A 19097-nucleotide genomic window follows, 5' to 3' on the forward strand; every position below is an offset into this window, starting at 1 on the left:
AAGTACCGGTTCGGACCGCATCCCGGCCGATCCGCCTGCCGATAAAAAGGAGCGATAACAATGAATATGCTGTTGATTTACGTCCATCCGAATCACCGGAGTCTGAGTTATTCGTTTATGCAGGAGGTGCTGCGGGGCAGCGGAGAGAATAAGCAAGTAAAGGAAGTTCGCGTGCTCGATCTGTATGAAGAAGGGTTCGACCCGGTGCTCGTATTCAACGAAGACAAACGCAGACGCGATATGCACATCGACCCGGAGCTGGCGCGCCATCGCGAGCTGCTGCTGTGGGCGGACAAGCTGGTGCTGGTTTACCCCATCTGGTGGGGGCGGCCGCCGGCGATGCTGATGGGCTTTATCGACCGGATGTTCGCTTCGCAGTTCGCTTATCGCGACAAAGGCGGCTTGATGCCGGAAGGGCTGCTTAAAGGCAAATCCGTCGTCTGCGTGTCCGTGATGAAAGGCCCGGCCGGCTACCTGCAATTGTGGCTGGGCAACGCCCACCGGATGCTGATGCGCAGAGCGCTGTTCAACTACGTCGGCATCCGCAAAGTGAAGTTTTTCGAATTCGGCAGCATGGAAAGCCCCAAAGGCGGCCATACCCGCAAACTGGACCGGGTGTACCGGTATTTCAAAGCCGTAGCCGGCTGAGCCGCGCGAATGCCGCCAATCTCTGTTATATAGAAGGAGATCTTCGAACATGGAAAAGAACCTGTTGAAAACGTCCTCGGCGGCCGCGAACATTCATCTGGAAGCGGTGACCGAAACCAATTTCAAAGCCTGCATCCAGCTGTCTCCGTCGGCCGGTCAGCGCCGTTACGTCCTGCCCGTCGTCGACTGCCTGGCGCGAGCCTATATCTACCGGGACGTCTCGGAAACATTGGCCGTCTGTCTGGACGACCGGCCGGTCGGCTTTATGCTGCTGCGCCGCGACCCCGAATCCGGCAGCCTGTTCCTCTGGCAGTTCCTGATCGATCAACGCTGCCAGGGCCGCGGCTGCGGCCGCAAAGCGATGGAACTTATCATCGAGCGCGCAAGAACCGACGGACGCTCCCCCCGCATGACCCTCACCTGCGACGAAGACAACGAAGCGGCAAAAAATCTGTACCGAAGCCTCGGCTTCACCGTTTTTTCCACCCAGGAAGGCGAAATCGATATGGAATTGAGATTTCGTGCCTGAACAAGAAGCGGCTGAATAATGCCGATTCAATACTACACACCCAACACAAAAAGAGCGGCTTCTGCCGCTCTTTCAAGTGTTGAAAATGTCTGATTCGTAATAGGAAGCCGACTAGCGGAGGGAGAAATTCAGTGAAGGAACGACAGTGTTCGCCTTTGAAATCGGGAAGATACCACCTAAAATCTAATCAGTTCTTCCCGATTTCAACACGCGACCGGAACGAATTTCTCCCGCAGCGCCTCACGCTTCCCCTACGAATAGGACCTTCTCAATAATTCTGAGCCAGAAGCAGCTCAGAACATCCCGGGCATCTTTTTCACAATCGCCTCCGACAGCATATTGCCCATCATCCACATATGATTGTACCCCACGCCCATCAGCCGGTACGTCCGGTCGTAGTCGCCTTGATGATACGTGTCGAATACCGCAAGCACATGCTGGCCGTGCAGCGCGTGGCCCTGCATCGTTTTCGTTTTGTTCAGCGGCAGCCGCGACGTCTGGAACGCGGTCAGGTCCGCGACGAAATCGTCGAGATCCGCTTTGGCCGCTCTGCGCCCCGCCGCGTCGTCGATCAGCGTCGCGTTCATGTACGTGATGTAATCGTTGATATGGCGGTTCCACAGCGCTTTAAACGTTTTGGCCGCGCCTTCTCCGAACAGCCTTTTGTGCGTGGAAGCCATCGCTTCGGTATTGGCGTCGAGCGCTTTTTTGACATTGGCGTAGTCCGGCTTCTTGTCGCTGCCCTTCTCCAGCAGCAGCATCGCCAGGAACGCGTGCTCGCCCAGCGCCTGGTCCATATGCTGGCGGAAATAAGCGGCTTCGGTCTGCGTGGTCGTCCGCTTGTACTTGGCCGGGAACTGCGCGGCGATCGACGTCGCGAGCGACGCTCCGACACGGGCCGACTGGGTATAGGCGTCGTGAGCCGCCGAATAAGCTTCGTCGTACCGGCCGTCCGCATAAGCGTCGAACGATTTCAGCAGCAGATCGGTATACGCGTCCAGATCCTGTTCGAGTTTGCCGGCGTCGATGCGGGAATTGAGCGTGTGCATGAATTTGCCGAAATCGGAAGCATACGCCCGCAGATTGGATAACGCTTTCTTTTTGCCCGCTCCGTCGTTGTCCCGCGCCGCGGCGGCATACACTTTGAGGTTGTTGTTATAGAGCGTCCACGACGCGCCGAACTTGGAAGCTTTGTTCACGCCGTATACGTCCTGGATCATGCCGGACATCTTGTTGCCGTTCTGGCCGAGCAGCCCGCTGGCGTCCCCGGCGGATTCCGATTCGTCGAACAGTTTCTGCATGGCAATCACGCTTTCATACGCATGCTCCCCGTATACTTTGGCCAGGGTTGTGCGCAGATCGGCGGCGGGCGTAACGGTCGTCGGAACGGAAACGGCGGCAGCGGCGGCCAGGGGGAGAGGAGCGGTCAGGGAGACAGCCGGCGCGATCAGAACGGCCGTGCCGAGCGCCAGGAAAATCGGGAAACGCGCGAACTTTTTCATAAAGGCGGGCTCCTTTGGTGAAAATAGTTGTATTATTGAATTTTTAAAGAAAAATAGGAGAGTTGAACCAGAAGTAACGGATTTGTAGTCCTTGGCCCGTCGTGCTATCTTGAAAAGGAACGCGTCAGGCTTGTATTCCAATTTGGAGGTGCATGTGATGAAAGCGCTATTTATCGGAGGGACGGGCACAATCAGCACGGAGATCACCAAGCTGCTGCTGAAGCGCGGCTGCGAGCTGTATCTGCTGAACCGGGGGAATCGCAACGAAGATCTGCCCGGCGGCGCGCACATTCTGCAGGGCGACATCAACGACGAAGAAAAAGTGAAAGAACTGATCGCCGGGCACGAATTCGACGTGGTCGCCGACTTTATCGCATTCGTGCCGGAGCAGGTTGAGCGGGATTACCGGCTGTTCAAGGATAAGACCAAGCAGTATATTTTTATCAGCTCCGCTTCCGCGTACCAGTCGCCGCCGGCGGACTACCGAATTAACGAAGGAACGCCGCTGGCGAATCCGTTCTGGGAATATTCCCGGGACAAGATTGCCTGCGAAGAATATCTGATGAAGCAGTATCGCGAACAGAACTTCCCGGTCACCATCGTGCGGCCGAGCCATACGTACAGCGAGCGCTCGGTGCCGATCGGCGTGCACGGAAGCAAAGGCCCGTGGCAGGTGCTCAAACGGATTCAGGAAGGCAAACCGGTCATTATCCACGGAGACGGAGCGTCGCTGTGGACCGTGACGCACAGCCGCGACTTCGCCGTCGGCTTCGCGGGCCTGATGGGCAACGTCCATGCGATCGGGGAAGCGGTGCAGATCACGTCCGACGAGTCGGTCACCTGGAACCAGATCCACGAGATCGTGGCGAGTGTGCTGGGCAAGAAGCTGAACGCGCTGCACGTGTCTTCGGAATTCCTGGACGCGGTCAGCGAAGACGATCTGCGCGGCAGCCTGCTCGGCGACAAAGCGAATACCGTCGTGTTCGACAACTCCAAGATCAAGCGTCTGGTACCGGAATTCTCCGCGACGACAAGAGCCGACCAGGGTCTGCGCGAAGCGGTCGAATATATGCTGGCTCATCCGGAGTCGCAGCAGGAAGATCCGGACTTCGACGCCTGGAGCGACCGGGTGGCGAGTGCGCTGGAGAAAGCGATTGCCGAGATCAACAAAGGTTAGAACCGGAATCCCTATTTGAGACGATCGCCGGTCCGGGCCGCTTCGCGAACGTTCGCGAAGCGGCTTTTTGGGGCGGACGGACAACGGGAATCTCCATTTTTTGGCTGGGTTTTGTGTGCTGGGCTGCTATATAATAGAGGCTGTTGCAGCAAGAAAGAGACCGGCGGGCGATAGACGGATATACAGGCCGAACCCGAATTTGCCCCTAACTTTTTGGATGGAGTAGGTGAAAATGGCGCAGCAATTACTCGTATACGTATTGATTATTTTGCTGGGAGGAACGCTGAGTCTTTTTCTGGCGGTGCATGCCCTGCTTCGATTCAAGAACGCGCCGGGCGGCGGGTATTACGTGCTGGCGGCTCTGATGGCTTCCGTGCTTTCGTTCGGATATGCGTTCGAGCTGACCAGCGCGAATCTGGAACAGATTCAATTCTGGATCGGCGTCGAATATTTCGCTCTGCCGTTCCTGCCGGTATTTACGCTGCTGATGTGCTTCGAATACATCGGCATTACCCTGGGCCCGTGGCAGAAGCGGGCGCTGTTTGCGATTCCGGCGCTGACGTTTGTTTTTCAGCATACGAACGACTTTCACCATTTGTATTACGCGACGATCGGTTTGCAAAAAGGCGTGCCGTTCCCGATCGTCGATCTCGGACACGGGCCGTGGTATATCGTGCACGTGCTGTATTTGTACGGCTGTCTGGCGGTCTCGATCGCCCTGCTGCTGCTCCAAATACGGCGCACCAGCGGGCAGTTCCGGCTTCAGATGCTGGCGATGACGGCGGGACTGCTGATGCCGGTGGCCGGCAATCTGTATTATCTGGCGGGAAAAAGTCCGTACGGGATCGACCTGGGGCCGGTATTTATCAGCCTTTCGTTCGTGTTCCACAGCATGGCGGTGTTCCGCTTCCGCATGTTCAACGTGGCGCCGATCGCCCGGGACATCGTGTTCGACAGCATGGGCGACGGCGTCCTGGTGCTGGGCGAGCAGGATGTGGTGGTCGATTACAATCGCGCGCTGCTGGCGTTCGTGCCGGACCTGACCAAGCGCAGGATCGGCCGTCCGGCGTCCGAAATTCTGGCCGGTCAGCCGCTGCTTGCGCAAAGCGTGTCCGAAGGCCGGGAATGCGAGCTTCAGCTCGGCACCGAAGAAGATTCCAAAGTGCTGCATCTGCGCTTCTCGCCCGTGCATCACCGCAGTGGACACCGCGCGGGCACGATTGTCACGTTCGTCAATATCACGCAGCGGGTCGAGATGGAGAAAGAGTTGAAAAGGCTGGCGATCACCGACGGGCTGACCGGGCTGCTCAACAAAAACGCTTTGATCGAGCGGGCGGAGATCGCGCTGCGCGAAGCGGAATCCGGCGGTTCGGGCGTCTCGGTGGTGATGTTCGACGTGGATCATTTCAAAAAAGTCAACGATACGTTCGGGCACGAAGCCGGCGACCTGGTGCTGAGCGAAGTCGCGAAGCTGATTCTCCGGGTGCTGGAACCCCGCGATATCGCGGGCCGCTACGGCGGCGACGAATTCGTGCTCTGCCTGCCGGACACGTCGGCGCGGGAAGCGCGCGAGCGGGCCGGGCGGATTCGCGCCGCCGCGGAGCGGCTCGACCTGCATTTGGACGGCCGGGCGATCCGCATTACGTCGAGCTTCGGCGTCTCGCATGTGCGGACGCCCTGCATCGGCGAAGCCGTCTGCATGCAGACGCTGATGCGCCGCGCGGACAAAGCGCTGTACGCCGCCAAACAGCTGGGGCGCAACCGGGTCGAGATGTGCGCCTTAACGACGGACGCCGGCGAAGACGCGGAAGCCGAAAGGCTCGAAGGCGATTGAGCGCGGCGTGCGCCGCGCAAACAGGCCGCCCTTTTCTTCCGGTTACGGAGGAGAAGGGCGGCCTGTTCATGCTGCGCCGACGCCGTTCGATTCAGGCCAGGTACGCTTCCTTGACCACCTCGCTGCGCAGCAGCGCTTTGGCGTCGTCCTGCATAATGATCTCGCCGGTCTGGATCACATAACCCCGGTGGGCGATCTGGAGCGCCTGGTAGGCGTTCTGCTCGACGAGCAGAATCGTCGTCCCTTCGCGGTTCAGCTCCTGGATAATCTCGAAGATCTGGTCCACCAGCACCGGAGCGAGGCCCATCGACGGCTCGTCCAGCAGCAGGATGCGCGGCTTCATCATCATGGCGCGGGCGATCGCCAGCATCTGCTGCTCGCCGCCGCTCATCGTGCCGCCCGCCTGATGATACCGCTCTTTGAGCCGCGGGAAGTGCGCGAACGCCCGCTCGATCCGCTCGCGCACCAATTTTTTGTCGCGGACGGAGAACGCGCCCATCTCCAGATTCTCCTTGACCGTCAGCTTCGGGAAAATGCGCCGGCCTTCCGGCACGTGCGCGATTCCGCTCAGCGCCGTGACGTGCGGCGGCTGCGACTGGATCTGCTTGCCGTCGAACGAGATCGTCCCTTTCGTTTTGACCTGTCCGCAGATCGCTTTGAGCGTCGTCGACTTGCCCGCGCCGTTCGAGCCGATCAGCGACACGATCTCGCCTTCTTCGACCGTGATATTCACGCCTTTGAGCGCATGGATGCCCCCGTAATACGCCTGCACTTCTTTCAATTCCAGCAAACTCACAGCGGCACCTCCTCTTCCAGCGCGCTTTTGCCCAGATACGCTTCGATCACTTTGGGGTTGCTGCGAATATCCGCCGGACCGCCTTCGGCGATCTTCTCTCCGTGGTCCAGCACCAGAATATGGTCCGACAATTCCATCACCAGCTTCATATCGTGCTCGATCAGGATGATCGAGATCTCGCGCTCGCTCTGGATGCGGCGGATCAGGTCCGTCAGTTCGCCCGTTTCGCGCGGGTTCATGCCGGCGGCAGGCTCGTCGAGCAGCAGCACCTTCGGCCGGGCGGCGAGCGCCCGCGCGATCTCCAGGCGCCGCTGCGCGCCGTACGGCAGGCTGGCCGCTTCTTCGTTGTACAGCGAAGCCAGGCCGACGTATTCCAGCAGCTCGTACGCTTCGTGCATCGCGCTTCGCTCCTCGCGGCGCACGACCGGCAGATTCAGCAGCGTGCTGACGATGCCGGCTTTGAGATGGATGTGCATGCCGACCATCACATTCTCCAGCACCGTCATGCTGCCGAACAGGCGGATATTCTGGAACGTGCGCGCGATGCCCCGGTCGGTGATCTTGTCCGGCTTCACCCGCACGATCGAGCGGCCGTCCAGCTCGATCGTGCCGCCGTCGGGCACGTAGATGCCGGTAATCATATTGAAAAAAGTCGTTTTGCCCGCGCCGTTCGGGCCGATGACGGCGGAGATCTTGCCGCGCTCGAATTCGTAATCGACGCCGTTAACGGCCGTCAGCCCGCCGAACTTTTTGACGAGGCCCTGCACTTTGAGAATGCTCATGCGCCGATTCCTCCTTTACCTGTTGAATATCGACTTTACGGTTTCTGGCGGAGATCAGCCCGTGCGGCCGGAAGATGGCGATCAGGATCAGGATGGCGCCGAAAATAAAACGCTGCATCTTCACCGGCGACAGCGCGTTCGGCAGCGTAATGACGCCCTGCATCGACAGCTGGTTCAGCCAGCCGGTGAACTCGGACAGCACCTGCAAGTTGAGCAGCGTCACCAGCACCGCGCCGAGAATCACGCCGGGCACGCTGCCCATGCCGCCGAGCACGACCATGACGAGGATCGTCGTCGATTCGAGCAGCGTGAAGCTGGACGGGTCGATAAACGTCTGTTTGGCCGCGAACACGACGCCCATCAGCCCGGAAAAGGAAGCGCCGATCGCAAACGCGGTCAGCTTGGTGCGGATCAGCGGAATGCCCATCGACTGCGCGGCGATTTCGTTTTCCCGCACCGCTTTCCACGAACGCCCGATGCGCGAATGCTCGAACCGGCGCACCCCGAAGATGACGAAGGCTAGAATGCCGAGCACGATAAAGTAAAACTGGTGCGGAAACGTAAACTGGAGGCCGAACAGGTTCGGCGGGCTGATCGACGACAAGCCCATCGCCCCGTTCGTGATATTGACCGGCTTTTCCAGGTTGTTGAAAATAATGCGCACGATCTCGCCGAAGCCCAGCGTCACGATCGCCAGATAATCGCCTTTGACCCGCAGCACAGGCAGGCCGAGCAGGACGCCGAACAACGCCGCCATCATACCGCCAAGAATAATAAAGATCCAGAAAGTGCCGCCGGAGAGCGGGAACAGATCGCCGGGGATGAAGTTGTTGGCCTGACCCGTCGCGAAGATGCCGTAGGTGTACGCGCCGATCGCGAAAAAGGCCACGAAGCCTAGATCGAGCAGTCCCGCGAAACCGACGACGATATTGAGTCCGAGCGCCATCGCCACATAGATGCCGCACTGGGTGGCGACCTCCATATACGATTCGTGCGACGGGCCGCCCGAAGTGGCGAACGGGATAATCAGGATCAGCAGCAGGCCGGCGACCGCCCATTTCATGCCGTTGGTCAGCGACGTGTAATACAGCAGCAGCAGCGAGCCGAGCAGCAGGATAAACGCGATCACGGAACGGTCGGTCAGGTAGACGCTGGCCGCCGATACGATCACGAACAGGGCCAGCAGCGTAAGCTGCAGCACTTTGCTGCGCTGGAGCGTGAGTTTGAGCGTGGACATGGATTTCCTCCTTTCCGGCGTATGCGGATTAGACTTTTTCTTTGACGGCTTTGCCGAACAGGCCTTCCGGCTTGAAGATCAGCACGAGGATCAGGATCGCAAAAGCGAATACGTCTTTGTATTCCGAGCCGAAGCTGCCGTGCGTAATCAGGCCGAGATTGGCGGACGCGAACATTTCGAGCAGCCCGATCGCAAGCCCGCCGAACATGGCGCCGCGGATATTGCCGATGCCGCCGAGCACGGCGGCGGTGAACGCTTTGAGTCCGAGTATGTAGCCGATATACGGGTCGATCGTGCCGTACTGCTGGGCGAACAGCACGCCGGTCGCCCCGCCGAGCGCCGAGCCGATAAAGAACGTCAGCACGATGACTTTGTTGACGTTGATCGACATCAGCGACGCGGTCTCGCGGTCCTGCGCGACGGCCCGCATCGCGACGCCCCATTTGGTGCGGTTGACGAACAAATCGAGCCCGAGCATGAGCAGGATCGCTACGCCGAGAATGATAAACGTGTTGTTTTTGACGAACGCGTCGTTGAAGCTTGCGGTGATCGTGGAGGTGCCGAGCTGAGCCGTGCCTTTGAACAGCGAGATGCCGCTGACGATGTAGTTGCCGGTAATCAGCTCCGCGATAAAGCGGATCAGGTCCTGGAGCACGAACGACACGCCGATCGCCGAGATCAGCGAGATCAGCTTGGGCGCGCGCCGCAGCGGCCGGTAAGCGATCCGTTCGATCAGCATGCCGAGCAGTCCGGTCACGATCATGGAGATGAGGATAATCAGGAAATACACGACCCAGCCGGGCGCCGAAGCCAGGAAGCCGGCGTCGTCGAAGATGAACAGGGTAGCCGTGCCGACAAAAGCGCCGGTCATAAACACTTCGCCGTGCGCGAAGTTGATGAGTTCCAGAATGCCGTAGACCATCGTGTAGCCGAGCGCCACGACCGCGTAGATCGCGCCGAGCGCCAGCCCGTCGATCAGCACCTGGGGCAGCGAACTTAATATACTTCCGAGCATGATACGGGTCAGCTCCTTTCTGTTGGGATGGGAGGAAAGGCGGCGCCGGGGGCGCCGGGGGCGCCGGGGGAATCCGTTTCGATCGCGTGTTGAAATCGGGAAAATTTGATTGGAATCTAAGTGGTATTTTCCCGATTTCAAAGGCGAACGCCAAGCATATGCTTCCGAAGTGACTTTCTCCGAAAGTCTGTACTACACGGATCCCCCCTCTGCCCCTTGCGGCCTTTCGGTGGGCGGCGGGTGGCGCTTCGGGTATTTTCGAAGCGCTGCGCGGACGGGGCCGCGGGAAAGAAAGAACCAGAACCAGAACCAGAACCAGAACCAGAACCAGAACCAGAACCAGAACCATGGTCCTGAGACCTGAAGCTTCAGGACTGGAGTCTGCGGGAACGGCGTGCGGCAGAAGCGAGCACGCTGGAAAGTGCGGCGCTCTCGGCGAAACTCCGTTCGCTGAGGGCTGCCTCTCTTCTAACGGAACGAGGAGGCGCTATTGGCGGCATTCTGGCGCTTTTTCGCGGCTAACGGAACGGAGCGCGCTTAAATGACCGAAATCGGCCGCTTGGCCGGGTAAACTTGGCATTTAACGTCGCTGGGTTCCGTTAGATTTGAAAAAGACGCTAAAACAGGCGATTAGCGTCTTTCGGTTCCGTTAGATGAGGAGCGGCCGGAAAAAGAGCGGAGATTGCGGAAATGGCCGCCGGCTTTCCTTGACCGATTCTGCCGGCTGGCCGCGCCGTCGCTTTCGCCTTACTGCCGCTCTCGCCTTACTGCCGCTTTCGCCTTACTCCGGTCTCGCGCGGCCCTTTCCGGCTTTCCGGTTTTACTGCTGCTTGCTGACTTCCGACACCATCGTGCCCGGATAAGTCGCTTCTTCGAATTTGTAGATAAAGACTTTGGCGTAGATGTTGTCGCCGATGTCGTCGAACGAGACTTCGGTCGCGATGCCTTTGAAGTCTTTGGTGGCGCGGACGGCGTCGCGGACCGTCTCGCGGGAAGGAATCTTGCCGTCGCTGCTTTCGATCGACTTCTTGATCGCGTCGAGCATGATCGTCATGGAGTCGTACGAGTAGACGGAGTAGCCTTCGGCGTTTTTGTTGAATTTCGCTTTGTACTTGTCGGCCCACTCCTTGCCGCCTTCGGCTTTGGCGATATCGGTCGCGACGGAGCTGTACAGCGAGTCTTTCACATTGTCGCCGGCGATCTCGACCATGCCGGACGAGTCGAGCGCGTCGCCGCCCATAAACGGCGCGGAGATGCCTTTTTCCCGCGCCTGCTTCACCAGCAGACCGCCTTCCGCGTACAGGCCGCCGAAGAAAATAAAGTCCGGCTTTTTGCTCAGCGCGATATTCAGCACGCCGTTGAAATCCTTCTCGCCGACGGTGATCGCTTCGTAGCCGGCGATCGTGGCGCCGAGCTTCTCCGCCTCGTCGCGGAACGCTTCGGCCAGGCCCTGGCCGTAAGCCGTTTTATCCTGGACGACGAAGATGTTCTTCGCGCCCAGCTCGTTCACCGCGTACTGCGCGGCGGCCGGTCCCTGGAAGTCGTCGCGCGCCACGACGCGGTTGGCGACTTTGAGGCCGCGGTCGGTGAATTCCGTCGCCGTGCTGGCCGGGGAGATCATCGGGATGTTGTATTTCTCGTAGACGACGGAGGAAGGGATGGAGACGCCCGAGTTCAGGTGGCCGATGACGCCCAGCACCGCCTGGTCGGCTCCGATCATTTCGGCGTTCGCCACGCCTTTCTTGGCGTCGCCCTGATCGTCGAACGGCGCAAGCTCCAGCGTGAAGCCGAGGTCTTTGAACTCCTGCGCGCGGTCTTCGAGCGCCAGCTGCGCGCCGAGCCGGATCGCTTCGCCCTGGATCGAGCTGGACCCGGACAGCGGCGACTGCGTGGCGATCTTGATGACCGTGCCCGAAGCCGAACCCTCGGCATTGCCCGTCGTTCCCGTTTGCGTGCCGCTTGCGGTCGTGCCGCCTCCGCTGCTGCCGCAGGCCGATACGATACTCATGAACAAAGCCAGAGAAGCCAACCCCACTGTTTTTCTTTTCATCTCTCTTCCTCCTAATGTTAACTTATGTAACGGATAAAGGCGATTCATGAGGTGAATATACAAGGAAAAGGGAGTTCGGACAAGCTATTTTTTGAAAAAATCATCAAAATAATGTCATCGAATCGTTTTTATGGAATTAAAAATAACATATAAATAACATGTAAAGGACATAGAGCACAGGCTGTACAGAAATTTTGTCAAAAGGCGAGGGTTAGCTTTGTCACACCGTCCTTCCGGGTCTTTTCGCTATAATGTCCAAGGAATCGAAGAACCCATCGAGGGACGGAAGAGGTTGAACGAAGTGCAAACAGAAACGCATACGGAAAACAAATACAAAGCGCTCGAACTGGAAACGCCGGGCGTATACGAGCTGGAAGGGCTGGAAGTGGGCGTCACGTCGAACTGCAATTTTGCATGTGACTACTGCTGCGCTTACCGTCGCGACGACGGCTCGTATATCGGGGCGGACGAGGTGATTCGGCTGATTTCGGATATTCCGACGCTCAAGCGCGTACGGCTGTCGGCCGGGGAAGTGACGCTCAAGTTCGAGGACTGCGTGCAGATCGTGACCTACTGCTCGGAGCGCGGCATCGCCACCCAGCTCAACACGAACGGCAGCCTGCTCAGCCGAGAGCGGATTCGCCGGCTCAAGCGGGCGGGGCTGTCTAATATCCATCTGTCGTTCAACTTTACCGATGCGCAGTCGTTCGCCGCTTACTACGGCATGGACCCGCGCGTTTACGAGAAAGTGGTCGAAAATATCCGTCTGTGCGCCGAAGAAGGACTGGAAACGGTGCTGGAAACGCTGCTGTTCGGACCGACGCAGAGCAATATGCCGGCGATCAGCGCCAAAGTGCACGAACTGGGCGTGCGCATCCACGAGATCCAGAACAGCATCGTCATGGACCACGAAGAGCGGCCGGGCTGGAACGCCGTCGCGACGCGCGAAGCGCTGGTGCGTTCGGTAAGCGACCTGATCGCCGCCCGCCGGCCGGATACGGAGCTGTATTTTACGTGCATGGACCGGTTTATGGAACGCTTGGGCTTCAAGGAAGAGCCGGGCGTGTATTTCTCGAACTGCGTGGACGGCAAAAAGCAGCTTCATCTGCACGGCAACGGCGATATCCTCATCTGCGAGCTGTGCCGCCCGGAAGTGATCGGCAATGTGTATCGAGGCGCTGACCTCAAAACGATCTACGCCAACCGTCCGCCGGCGCTGGCCGAGTTCCTGGAGCGGCTTCCCTGCCCGGCTTACGACGCGCTGTTTCCGGCGGGGGAATAAGCGGTCGCAGCGCCGGAGCGGTTTGCGATCGCTCGCGGTATACCTGACGTTTTGCGCGCGGAAGCGATATTTCGGCTTGTGTCCGACCACGGCGTAACGTACGATAGACAGGACGTATACGCGCACGGAGCACAGCGATTTTTCGCGGCAAAAAGCAATCCGGAGCGCGCGAAAGCGAGGCGAGCACAGCATGAGCAAAAAAGGCGGAACGGGCCGGGGAACCGGCAAGAAAGGCTGGAACCGGTGGCAGAAAGCGGAGAACCGCAAAAAAAGCGCCCCCAAGCCGTATAAGAGCAAAGGTAAAGCCGACGCGGAGAAAACCGGCGCGGACAAGTCCGGCCCGGCGAATCCATCATAAAATCGGCATAATCGCGCGGGCGGCCGGAGACCGGTTTGCGCCTGCGGCTGCGGTAAAGAAGGCTGCTTCCGAGTGTCATTGTACACGACCGGGGCGGCCTCTTTTTCGACTCGAACGGGATAGGCGGCGCATGAAGCAGGCAAAGGAAAGTACGATAAGAACCCTATTCGCGTCGGGATCGCCCGGCGAAGGAGGACGAACGGGATGGAGCTGAATGTACAGTGGATCGACAAGGAAGAGAGCCGGGTGATTCCGCAGCTGCGCGCGTACAATCGGAAGCAGGCGGGCGGCAGACTGGCCGATCGGGACACGAAAACGGTGGAGCTGACGCTGGAGAACGAAGCGGGCGAAGTGATCGCCGGCATTACGGCATCGTTCTACTGGGAGCAGATGCATGTGGACTACCTCTGGGTGGACGAAACGCTGCGCGGACGCGATACCGGTTCGGGCCTGCTGAAGCGCGCGGAGGAACTGGCGAGAGAACATCGCTGCCGCTACGTCCAACTGGAAACGTTCAGCTTTCAAGCGCCGGATTTCTACCGCAAACAGGGCTACGAAGTGTTCGGCGTGCTGGACGATTCGCCGTATGACGGAGCCAGGCAGTACTTTTTGAAAAAAGTGCTGAAGTAAATGAAGCGGCGCGCACGCAGACCCCGGGTCCCGCAATGCCGCGGTTATAAATTTTCCACAAACGCAAGAACCTTCGCACGCCGCAGTCGAAAGCGGTGAACGAAGGTTCTTTTTTTGCGAAAATTGCGCGCGGGAGCGGAAGCCGTTACTTCGCCCGGGCCGATTCGTGCGCCGCCATGCGGGCGTTGTGCTCGGCGAGCGGCAGATCGAAGTTGTCGCGGCTGCCGAGCCGGGCCGTGTGTCCGCTGCCGTGGCGTCCGTACAGGACGAGCCAGTAGAAGATCGGGTACTGGCGCAGCGGCCGGCGCTTCGCTCCGACGCGCACGTCGGTCAATTCGTCGTAGCGCGGCCAGAAGTCCGCGACATTGGGCGTGATCTTCCGGTGGGCGCGGCCGCCGTCGATATATTCGCAGATCCGTTCCGGCTGAAGGCGTTCGCGCCAGGTGCCGTAGAACGTATGCGAGCTGCCGTGCGTCCGGCAGATAAACGGCCGCGCCGCGTACACGCGGCATCTGCCCGTGCCCGGATCGAGCAGCGGGCAGGGAAAGCCGTTGCGCCCGGCGTGGCGGCGCAGCGCGTCGAGCTCGCCGCCGCGGTCGGCGCCGTGCGTCAGGGAATCGTGCAGGGGCGGATTCTCCCGCCGCAGAATCTCTAGGTCTTCCTCCGCGCGCTCGAACGCTTCGCGGATCTCGCCTTGGCTCCAGTGCCGCTCCATGTACACGAGCAGCAGCTCGAATTCCACCTGCGAGACCGGGAAGTAATCGGAGCAGCAGGCGCTGCATCCTTCCCGGCACGGCGGCTGCTTGGGGCTGTGCGACCGGTACTCCTCGATCGCCCCGTCGACCTCGCGGTACAGGTTATGGACATGAACCGCCCGGCTGTCGGCCGAGGCGCTTTTGTGGCAGTGCTTGAGCTTGCGTCCGCTGCCGCAGAAGCAAAGCTCTTCGGACAGCGGTTTTCGGTCCGCCGCTGCGGGCGTATCCGGCATGGGAAAGTCACTTCCTTGTCGTTGGATTCTTTTCCCATTATACGCCCATCGCGCTCTTTATTCGAATTCGCGCGGATGCCGGCGGGCCAGTTCTTCGGCGGCTTCGGCCCGGCCGGTCGCTTTCAGCCGCTCGATATAGCGCGGCAGATGGCCTCTGGCGTGATACGGTCCGCCTTCGCTCATGACCGTCCAGAGCGGATCGGTATCGCAAGGATAAGGCATCGACTTCATCATGTCGTCGTGCCATTCGGCCAGCAGATACATGCCTTCGCGGCAGAGTTCGGGATGCGACGAAGCGATATTGCGCTGCTCGTACGGGTCGGCTTCCAGATCGAACAGCATATCTCGGTCGAACAAATGATAGCCGTCGTGGTAGGTGCGCATGTACAGCCATCTGCCGAAGCGGACGCTGCGCTGGCAGACGTGCGCGCACTGCGAGATCACCAGATAGCTGCGGCCGCTGTCTTCGCCGGATTTCAGCGCGGGCGCGTAGCTTTGCCCGTCCCAGCTCTTCGGAGCGGGGCGGCCGAGCAGATCGGCGAACGTCGGCGGCAGGTCCAGATGGTAGTGGAGGCCGTGATCGACATGCCCCTGCCGCATGCCGGGCCAGCGGATAATCATCGGGATGCGGCAGGTGCCCCGGTCGGCCGTGCCGTGTTCGCCGTAAATGCCGAGCTGTCCCATATTCTCGCCGTGATCGGCGGTGACTACCACGATCGTGTCGTCCATCGCGCCGAGCCGCTCCAGCGTCTCGAAGATTTGCCCGATATGGCCGTCCATGTAGCGGATGCCGCAGTCGTAGCCGTCGATCATGCGCTTCAGGTCGTCGCGGTCCCGGATTTCTCCCGGCTGGCGCGGGTACTCCGGCTGCTCGCGGCTGTCGTACATATTGATCTCGCGCATGCTGTGCGGTCCGGTCTTTGCGCGGTGCCGCGCGATCGTCTCGTCCGTCATCCAGCCGGGCAGCGGTTCGTCCTCGAACGGATTGCCGAACTCTTCCGGCGCCCGGTAAGGCGTATGCGGGTCCCAGTAATTGACGTACAGCATCCAGTCGTCGCGCCGCGCGTTGCGTTCCAGCCAATCCAGCACGACCGGCGTCACCTGCTCGGCGGACTCTCCTCCGCGCGCGCCGGTATTGTGGATCTCGTTGAACCCGGCGTAGAAGTGCCACGCGGAATGCCGTTCGCCGAACGGGCTGACCAGCGCCGTGTGCATGCCTTCGGCGCGAAACAGCGCCGGGAAGCATTCGTCGGTCAGGCGGGCGACGAACTCCCGGTCTTCGCCTTCCTGCCGCGGGTCGCCCGCGCGCCCGCCGTGGTTGACGACGCCGTTATGGATGCCGAACTGTCCGCTCATCAGCGCGGTGCGCGAAGGCATGCAGGGGGCGTCGGATGTAAAGTAGTTGGTGAAGCGCACGCCCTGCTCCGCCAGCCGGTCCAGATTGGGCGACGTATCGCGCTCGTAGCCGTAGCAGCCCAGATGATCCGGACTGGTCGAATCCAGGTCGAGCAGAAGTACTCTCATAGGGTTCAGTCCTTTCGGGAATCGGAATCGTACCCGGCCTCCGCCTTGCGCCGCCGGAGCCGGATCGCTTTTCCTGCATGCAGAATCTTGTCCAGTATAGAAAAGGCGCGTCCGCCCCGTCATGGACCTTTCCTCGGATCATGTACAATCTTACGGCGGACTTACGGTAGAAAGAGCGCGGAAGCGGATCGCTGCGGACGGATGCGCCCGGCAAAAAGGTTTGTTAGACTGAGGGGACAAAGCTCGACGGGCGAAGGAGGCGAAGCGGATGCCGATATTGGAAGCGGTGAATTTCGACCGGAATATTCCCGGCTGGCGGACGCGGACGGAGCGGCTGCGGCGGCCGATACTGGTGCTGATGGTGCAGGGCGAAGCCGGTTATACGGTTAACGGCCGGCGAATGATCGTCAGGCGCGGCGACGTTCTGGTCATGCCCAGAGACGTAATTCGTTCCGGCGGCAATGTCGGAGAAACGCCGCATATGAAGTACAGCGTTTTGTTTCGCTGCGCCCCGGAAGAAGAGGAGAAAATTCCGCTTCTGTCGCCCGGCTGTCCCGGGCTGTTCCGGCCGAGGGATTTCGAGGCTGTCCGGCGCGCGTTCGAACGGCTGTTTTTTGAAGCGCGCGAAAGTAAAGCCTACAGCGCATACACGGCGGAAGGCATGCTGCAGGAGCTGCTCGGCCGTTTGTCGCGGGAGCGGGAGCGCCCCGAAATGCCTCCGGCTTTGTCGGAGTGCGGACGTGCGATGCGGCTTTATATGCTGGAGCATTACCGCGAGCCGGTCGCGATCGGGGAACTGGCCGATCTGATCGGCCGCTCTCCCAACCATGCCGCCTGGATCTACCGGGAAGTGAACGGGCTGCCGCCGATTCGCCATCTGCATCGTTTGCGAACGGACGAAGCGTCTTATCTGCTGCTGCATACGGAGATGAATATCGCCGAAATCGCCGCTTACCTCGGGTACTACGACGCTTCCGCTTTTTTTCGGATGTTCAAAAAAGAAACCGGACTGTCGCCGACGGAATTCGTCCGCAGCGGCCGCGGCACCGGACCGAAACCGTTCTGACCGGAGCTTCTTCCCGCGGCCTGCCGGCTTGACAGCAAGCGGCTTTCTTTTTATCATGTTAGTAACAAATAGATAATATCAATATGTATTTAACAAATAAGCGCTTCGAAAAAGCCGGACAAGGTTATTTGGACAGGGGACGGATGTTTATGGACAAAAAGAATCGGACCGACGAGACTTCCCGGGAACCGCGCGACGCCGACGGCCTGACCGAAGCGGAATTTCTGCGCGGCTACGACGCCGGCGATTACGCGCGGCCTTCGGTGGCGGCGGACATGGTTATTTTTACGGTATCGGACGAACGCGAAGAGAATTACCGCAAGCTGCCCAAAAGGCTGCTGCGCGTGCTGCTGATTCGGCGCGGCGGGCATCCGCATCTCGGCCGCTGGGCGCTGCCGGGCGGGTTCGTGCGTCCGCACGAAACGACCGAACAGGCCGCGGCGAGAGAGCTGCGGGAAGAAACGGGCGTGGACCGCGTCTATCTGGAGCAGCTGCATACGTTCAGCGACGCGGGCCGCGACCCTCGCGCCTGGGTCATGAGCTGCGCGTATATGGCGCTCGTGGACGGCCGCGGCCTGGAAGTCCGGGCGGGCGACGACGCGGACCGCGCGGCATGGTTCGAACTGGCGTACCGGCTCAAAAGCGAAAGCCGCGAGCATCTGGACGAAGGCGGAATGCGGCATGTCCGGCGTTACGAGCTGAAGCTGGCGCTGGAAACGGATGAAGCCGCCGCGGGCGAAAACGGGGCGGAGCGAATCGAATTGACGGCGGTCGTCGAACGCAGCCGTACCCGCACGAACCGGGCGTCGGCCGACGAATACCGGATCGTGGAGAGCGGCGGGCTGGCGTTCGACCATGCGAAGATCATCGCGATGGCGATCGAGCGGCTTCGCGGCCGGGCGGAGACGACGGATCTGGCGCTGCATTTGATGCCGGAGCGTTTTACCCTGACGGAGCTTCAGCAGGTGTACGAAGCGATCCTGGACCGGGAACTGCTGAAAGCGGCGTTTCGCCGCAAAGCGGAACCCCTGGTCGAGAAAACGGACGATTATACGGAAAACGCGGGCCACCGCCCTTCGAGATTGTACAAGTGGAGCCGCGAGGAATGGGGCGACTACCGATGATCTACAATCTGGCCGCACTGCGCAAAGCCTACAATGGCGGACAGCGGCTGAAATATTTATTTTTCTGGGGACATACGCCGAAAACGCCGGGCAGGGTCGACGCAAGCTGCCTGAGCCAGTGGTGGCCGAGCGGCTTTGCCGTGGACGGAACGCGGTACAGCTGCGCCGAGCAGTATATGATGGCGGAAAAAGCGCGGCTGTTCGGGGACGAAGAAGCGCGGACCAAGATTTTGCAGGCGAAGCATCCCAAGCAGATGAAAGCGTTCGGCCGCGAGGTGCGGAATTTCGACGGAAATGTATGGAACCGCGAGGCATACGGAATCGTCAAGCAGGGAGGCCTGGAGAAGTTCCGGCAGAACCGCGAGCTGTGGGATTTTCTGAAAAAGACCGAAAACCGCATTCTCGTCGAAGCGAGTCCGCAGGACCGCATCTGGGGCATCGGCATGGACAAAAACGACCCGGATATCGAAAAGCCGGTTAAATGGAAAGGCACGAACCTGCTCGGATTTGCGCTGAGCGAGGCGCGGGACGAGCTGATCGAGGAGGGGCATTGAG

The 19097-nt window shown here is 60.1% G+C and carries 18 protein-coding genes; 10 read left to right on the forward strand and 8 right to left on the reverse strand.

Annotated features, from left to right (window positions below; all coding sequences use genetic code 11):
* Positions 1-60: 60 nt before the first annotated feature.
* Positions 61-648 (forward strand): NAD(P)H-dependent oxidoreductase, encoded by a 588-nt coding sequence (locus QWJ34_RS09035; protein WP_302727105.1) that lies wholly within the window; start codon positions 61-63, stop codon positions 646-648.
* A gap of 49 nt (positions 649-697) precedes the next feature.
* Positions 698-1177, forward strand: a complete 480-nt coding sequence (locus QWJ34_RS09040; protein ID WP_302727107.1) for a GNAT family N-acetyltransferase — start codon at positions 698-700, stop codon at positions 1175-1177.
* A 293-nt stretch (positions 1178-1470) separates the two neighbouring features.
* Here the strand turns inward: QWJ34_RS09040 and QWJ34_RS09045 are convergent, their stop codons facing one another.
* Complete coding sequence (locus QWJ34_RS09045; RefSeq protein ID WP_302727108.1) at positions 1471-2679, reverse strand: hypothetical protein; 1209 nt, start codon at positions 2677-2679, stop codon at positions 1471-1473.
* 157 nt (positions 2680-2836) lie between these two features.
* Between QWJ34_RS09045 and QWJ34_RS09050 the strand changes: the two genes are divergently transcribed.
* Positions 2837-3856, forward strand: a complete 1020-nt coding sequence (locus QWJ34_RS09050; RefSeq protein ID WP_302727110.1) for an SDR family oxidoreductase — start codon at positions 2837-2839, stop codon at positions 3854-3856.
* A gap of 232 nt (positions 3857-4088) precedes the next feature.
* A complete protein-coding gene (locus QWJ34_RS09055; protein ID WP_302727112.1) occupies positions 4089-5690 on the forward strand; it encodes a histidine kinase N-terminal 7TM domain-containing diguanylate cyclase in 1602 nt (533 codons plus the stop codon).
* 91 nt (positions 5691-5781) lie between these two features.
* On the opposite strand, the gene QWJ34_RS09060 is transcribed toward QWJ34_RS09055, so the two are convergent.
* The 5 genes from QWJ34_RS09060 to QWJ34_RS09080 form a co-directional block, all read right to left on the reverse strand.
* Positions 5782-6486, reverse strand: coding sequence for an ABC transporter ATP-binding protein (locus QWJ34_RS09060; protein WP_302727114.1), 705 nt, complete (start codon positions 6484-6486; stop codon positions 5782-5784).
* Positions 6483-7268 carry an ABC transporter ATP-binding protein gene (locus QWJ34_RS09065; RefSeq protein ID WP_302727116.1) on the reverse strand — a complete coding sequence of 262 codons (786 nt, stop codon included), beginning with the start codon at positions 7266-7268 and terminating at the stop codon, positions 6483-6485. The genes QWJ34_RS09060 and QWJ34_RS09065 overlap by 4 nt, the downstream gene beginning before the upstream one ends.
* The gene (locus QWJ34_RS09070) at positions 7210-8505 is read right to left on the reverse strand and encodes a branched-chain amino acid ABC transporter permease (protein WP_302727118.1); all 1296 of its coding nucleotides are present in this window, start codon (positions 8503-8505) and stop codon (positions 7210-7212) included. Before QWJ34_RS09070 ends, QWJ34_RS09065 begins: the two co-directional genes overlap by 59 nt.
* A gap of 28 nt (positions 8506-8533) precedes the next feature.
* Complete coding sequence (locus QWJ34_RS09075) at positions 8534-9520, reverse strand: branched-chain amino acid ABC transporter permease (RefSeq protein ID WP_302727120.1); 987 nt, start codon at positions 9518-9520, stop codon at positions 8534-8536.
* Positions 9521-10340: 820 nt separating this feature from the next.
* Positions 10341-11570, reverse strand: a complete 1230-nt coding sequence (locus tag QWJ34_RS09080) for a branched-chain amino acid ABC transporter substrate-binding protein (protein ID WP_302727122.1) — start codon at positions 11568-11570, stop codon at positions 10341-10343.
* Between the two features lie 301 nt (positions 11571-11871).
* Between QWJ34_RS09080 and QWJ34_RS09085 the strand changes: the two genes are divergently transcribed.
* From QWJ34_RS09085 to QWJ34_RS09095, 3 genes are all read left to right on the forward strand, one after another.
* The gene (locus QWJ34_RS09085; RefSeq protein WP_302727123.1) at positions 11872-12852 is read left to right on the forward strand and encodes a radical SAM protein; all 981 of its coding nucleotides are present in this window, start codon (positions 11872-11874) and stop codon (positions 12850-12852) included.
* A gap of 190 nt (positions 12853-13042) precedes the next feature.
* On the forward strand, positions 13043-13210 hold the full coding sequence (locus QWJ34_RS09090; protein ID WP_302727124.1) for a DUF3934 family protein: 168 nt from the start codon (positions 13043-13045) through the stop codon (positions 13208-13210).
* A 204-nt stretch (positions 13211-13414) separates the two neighbouring features.
* Positions 13415-13840, forward strand: coding sequence for a GNAT family N-acetyltransferase (locus tag QWJ34_RS09095; RefSeq protein ID WP_302727126.1), 426 nt, complete (start codon positions 13415-13417; stop codon positions 13838-13840).
* 145 nt (positions 13841-13985) lie between these two features.
* Here QWJ34_RS09095 and QWJ34_RS09100 read toward each other — a convergent pair whose 3' ends face one another.
* Both QWJ34_RS09100 and QWJ34_RS09105 read right to left on the reverse strand, forming a co-directional pair.
* Positions 13986-14828, reverse strand: coding sequence for a YkgJ family cysteine cluster protein (locus QWJ34_RS09100; RefSeq protein WP_302727128.1), 843 nt, complete (start codon positions 14826-14828; stop codon positions 13986-13988).
* Between the two features lie 57 nt (positions 14829-14885).
* A complete protein-coding gene (locus tag QWJ34_RS09105) occupies positions 14886-16352 on the reverse strand; it encodes a sulfatase family protein (RefSeq protein ID WP_302727130.1) in 1467 nt (488 codons plus the stop codon).
* Between the two features lie 268 nt (positions 16353-16620).
* Here QWJ34_RS09105 and QWJ34_RS09110 point away from each other — a divergent pair, with 268 nt between their 5' ends.
* The 3 genes from QWJ34_RS09110 (at position 16621) to QWJ34_RS09120 (ending at position 19096) form a co-directional block, all read left to right on the forward strand.
* On the forward strand, positions 16621-17418 hold the full coding sequence (locus tag QWJ34_RS09110) for a helix-turn-helix domain-containing protein (RefSeq protein ID WP_302727132.1): 798 nt from the start codon (positions 16621-16623) through the stop codon (positions 17416-17418).
* 149 nt (positions 17419-17567) lie between these two features.
* Positions 17568-18542, forward strand: a complete 975-nt coding sequence (locus QWJ34_RS09115; RefSeq protein ID WP_302727134.1) for an NUDIX hydrolase — start codon at positions 17568-17570, stop codon at positions 18540-18542.
* Entirely contained in the window at positions 18539-19096 is a 558-nt protein-coding gene (locus QWJ34_RS09120) for a riboflavin biosynthesis intermediates N-glycosidase (RefSeq protein ID WP_302727500.1), read from the forward strand. The genes QWJ34_RS09115 and QWJ34_RS09120 overlap by 4 nt, the downstream gene beginning before the upstream one ends.
* Position 19097 lies beyond the last annotated feature (1 nt).

Origin of the sequence: Saccharibacillus sp. CPCC 101409, assembly GCF_030518235.1 — a bacterium.
Taxonomy (GTDB): Bacteria; Bacillota; Bacilli; order Paenibacillales; family Paenibacillaceae; genus Saccharibacillus.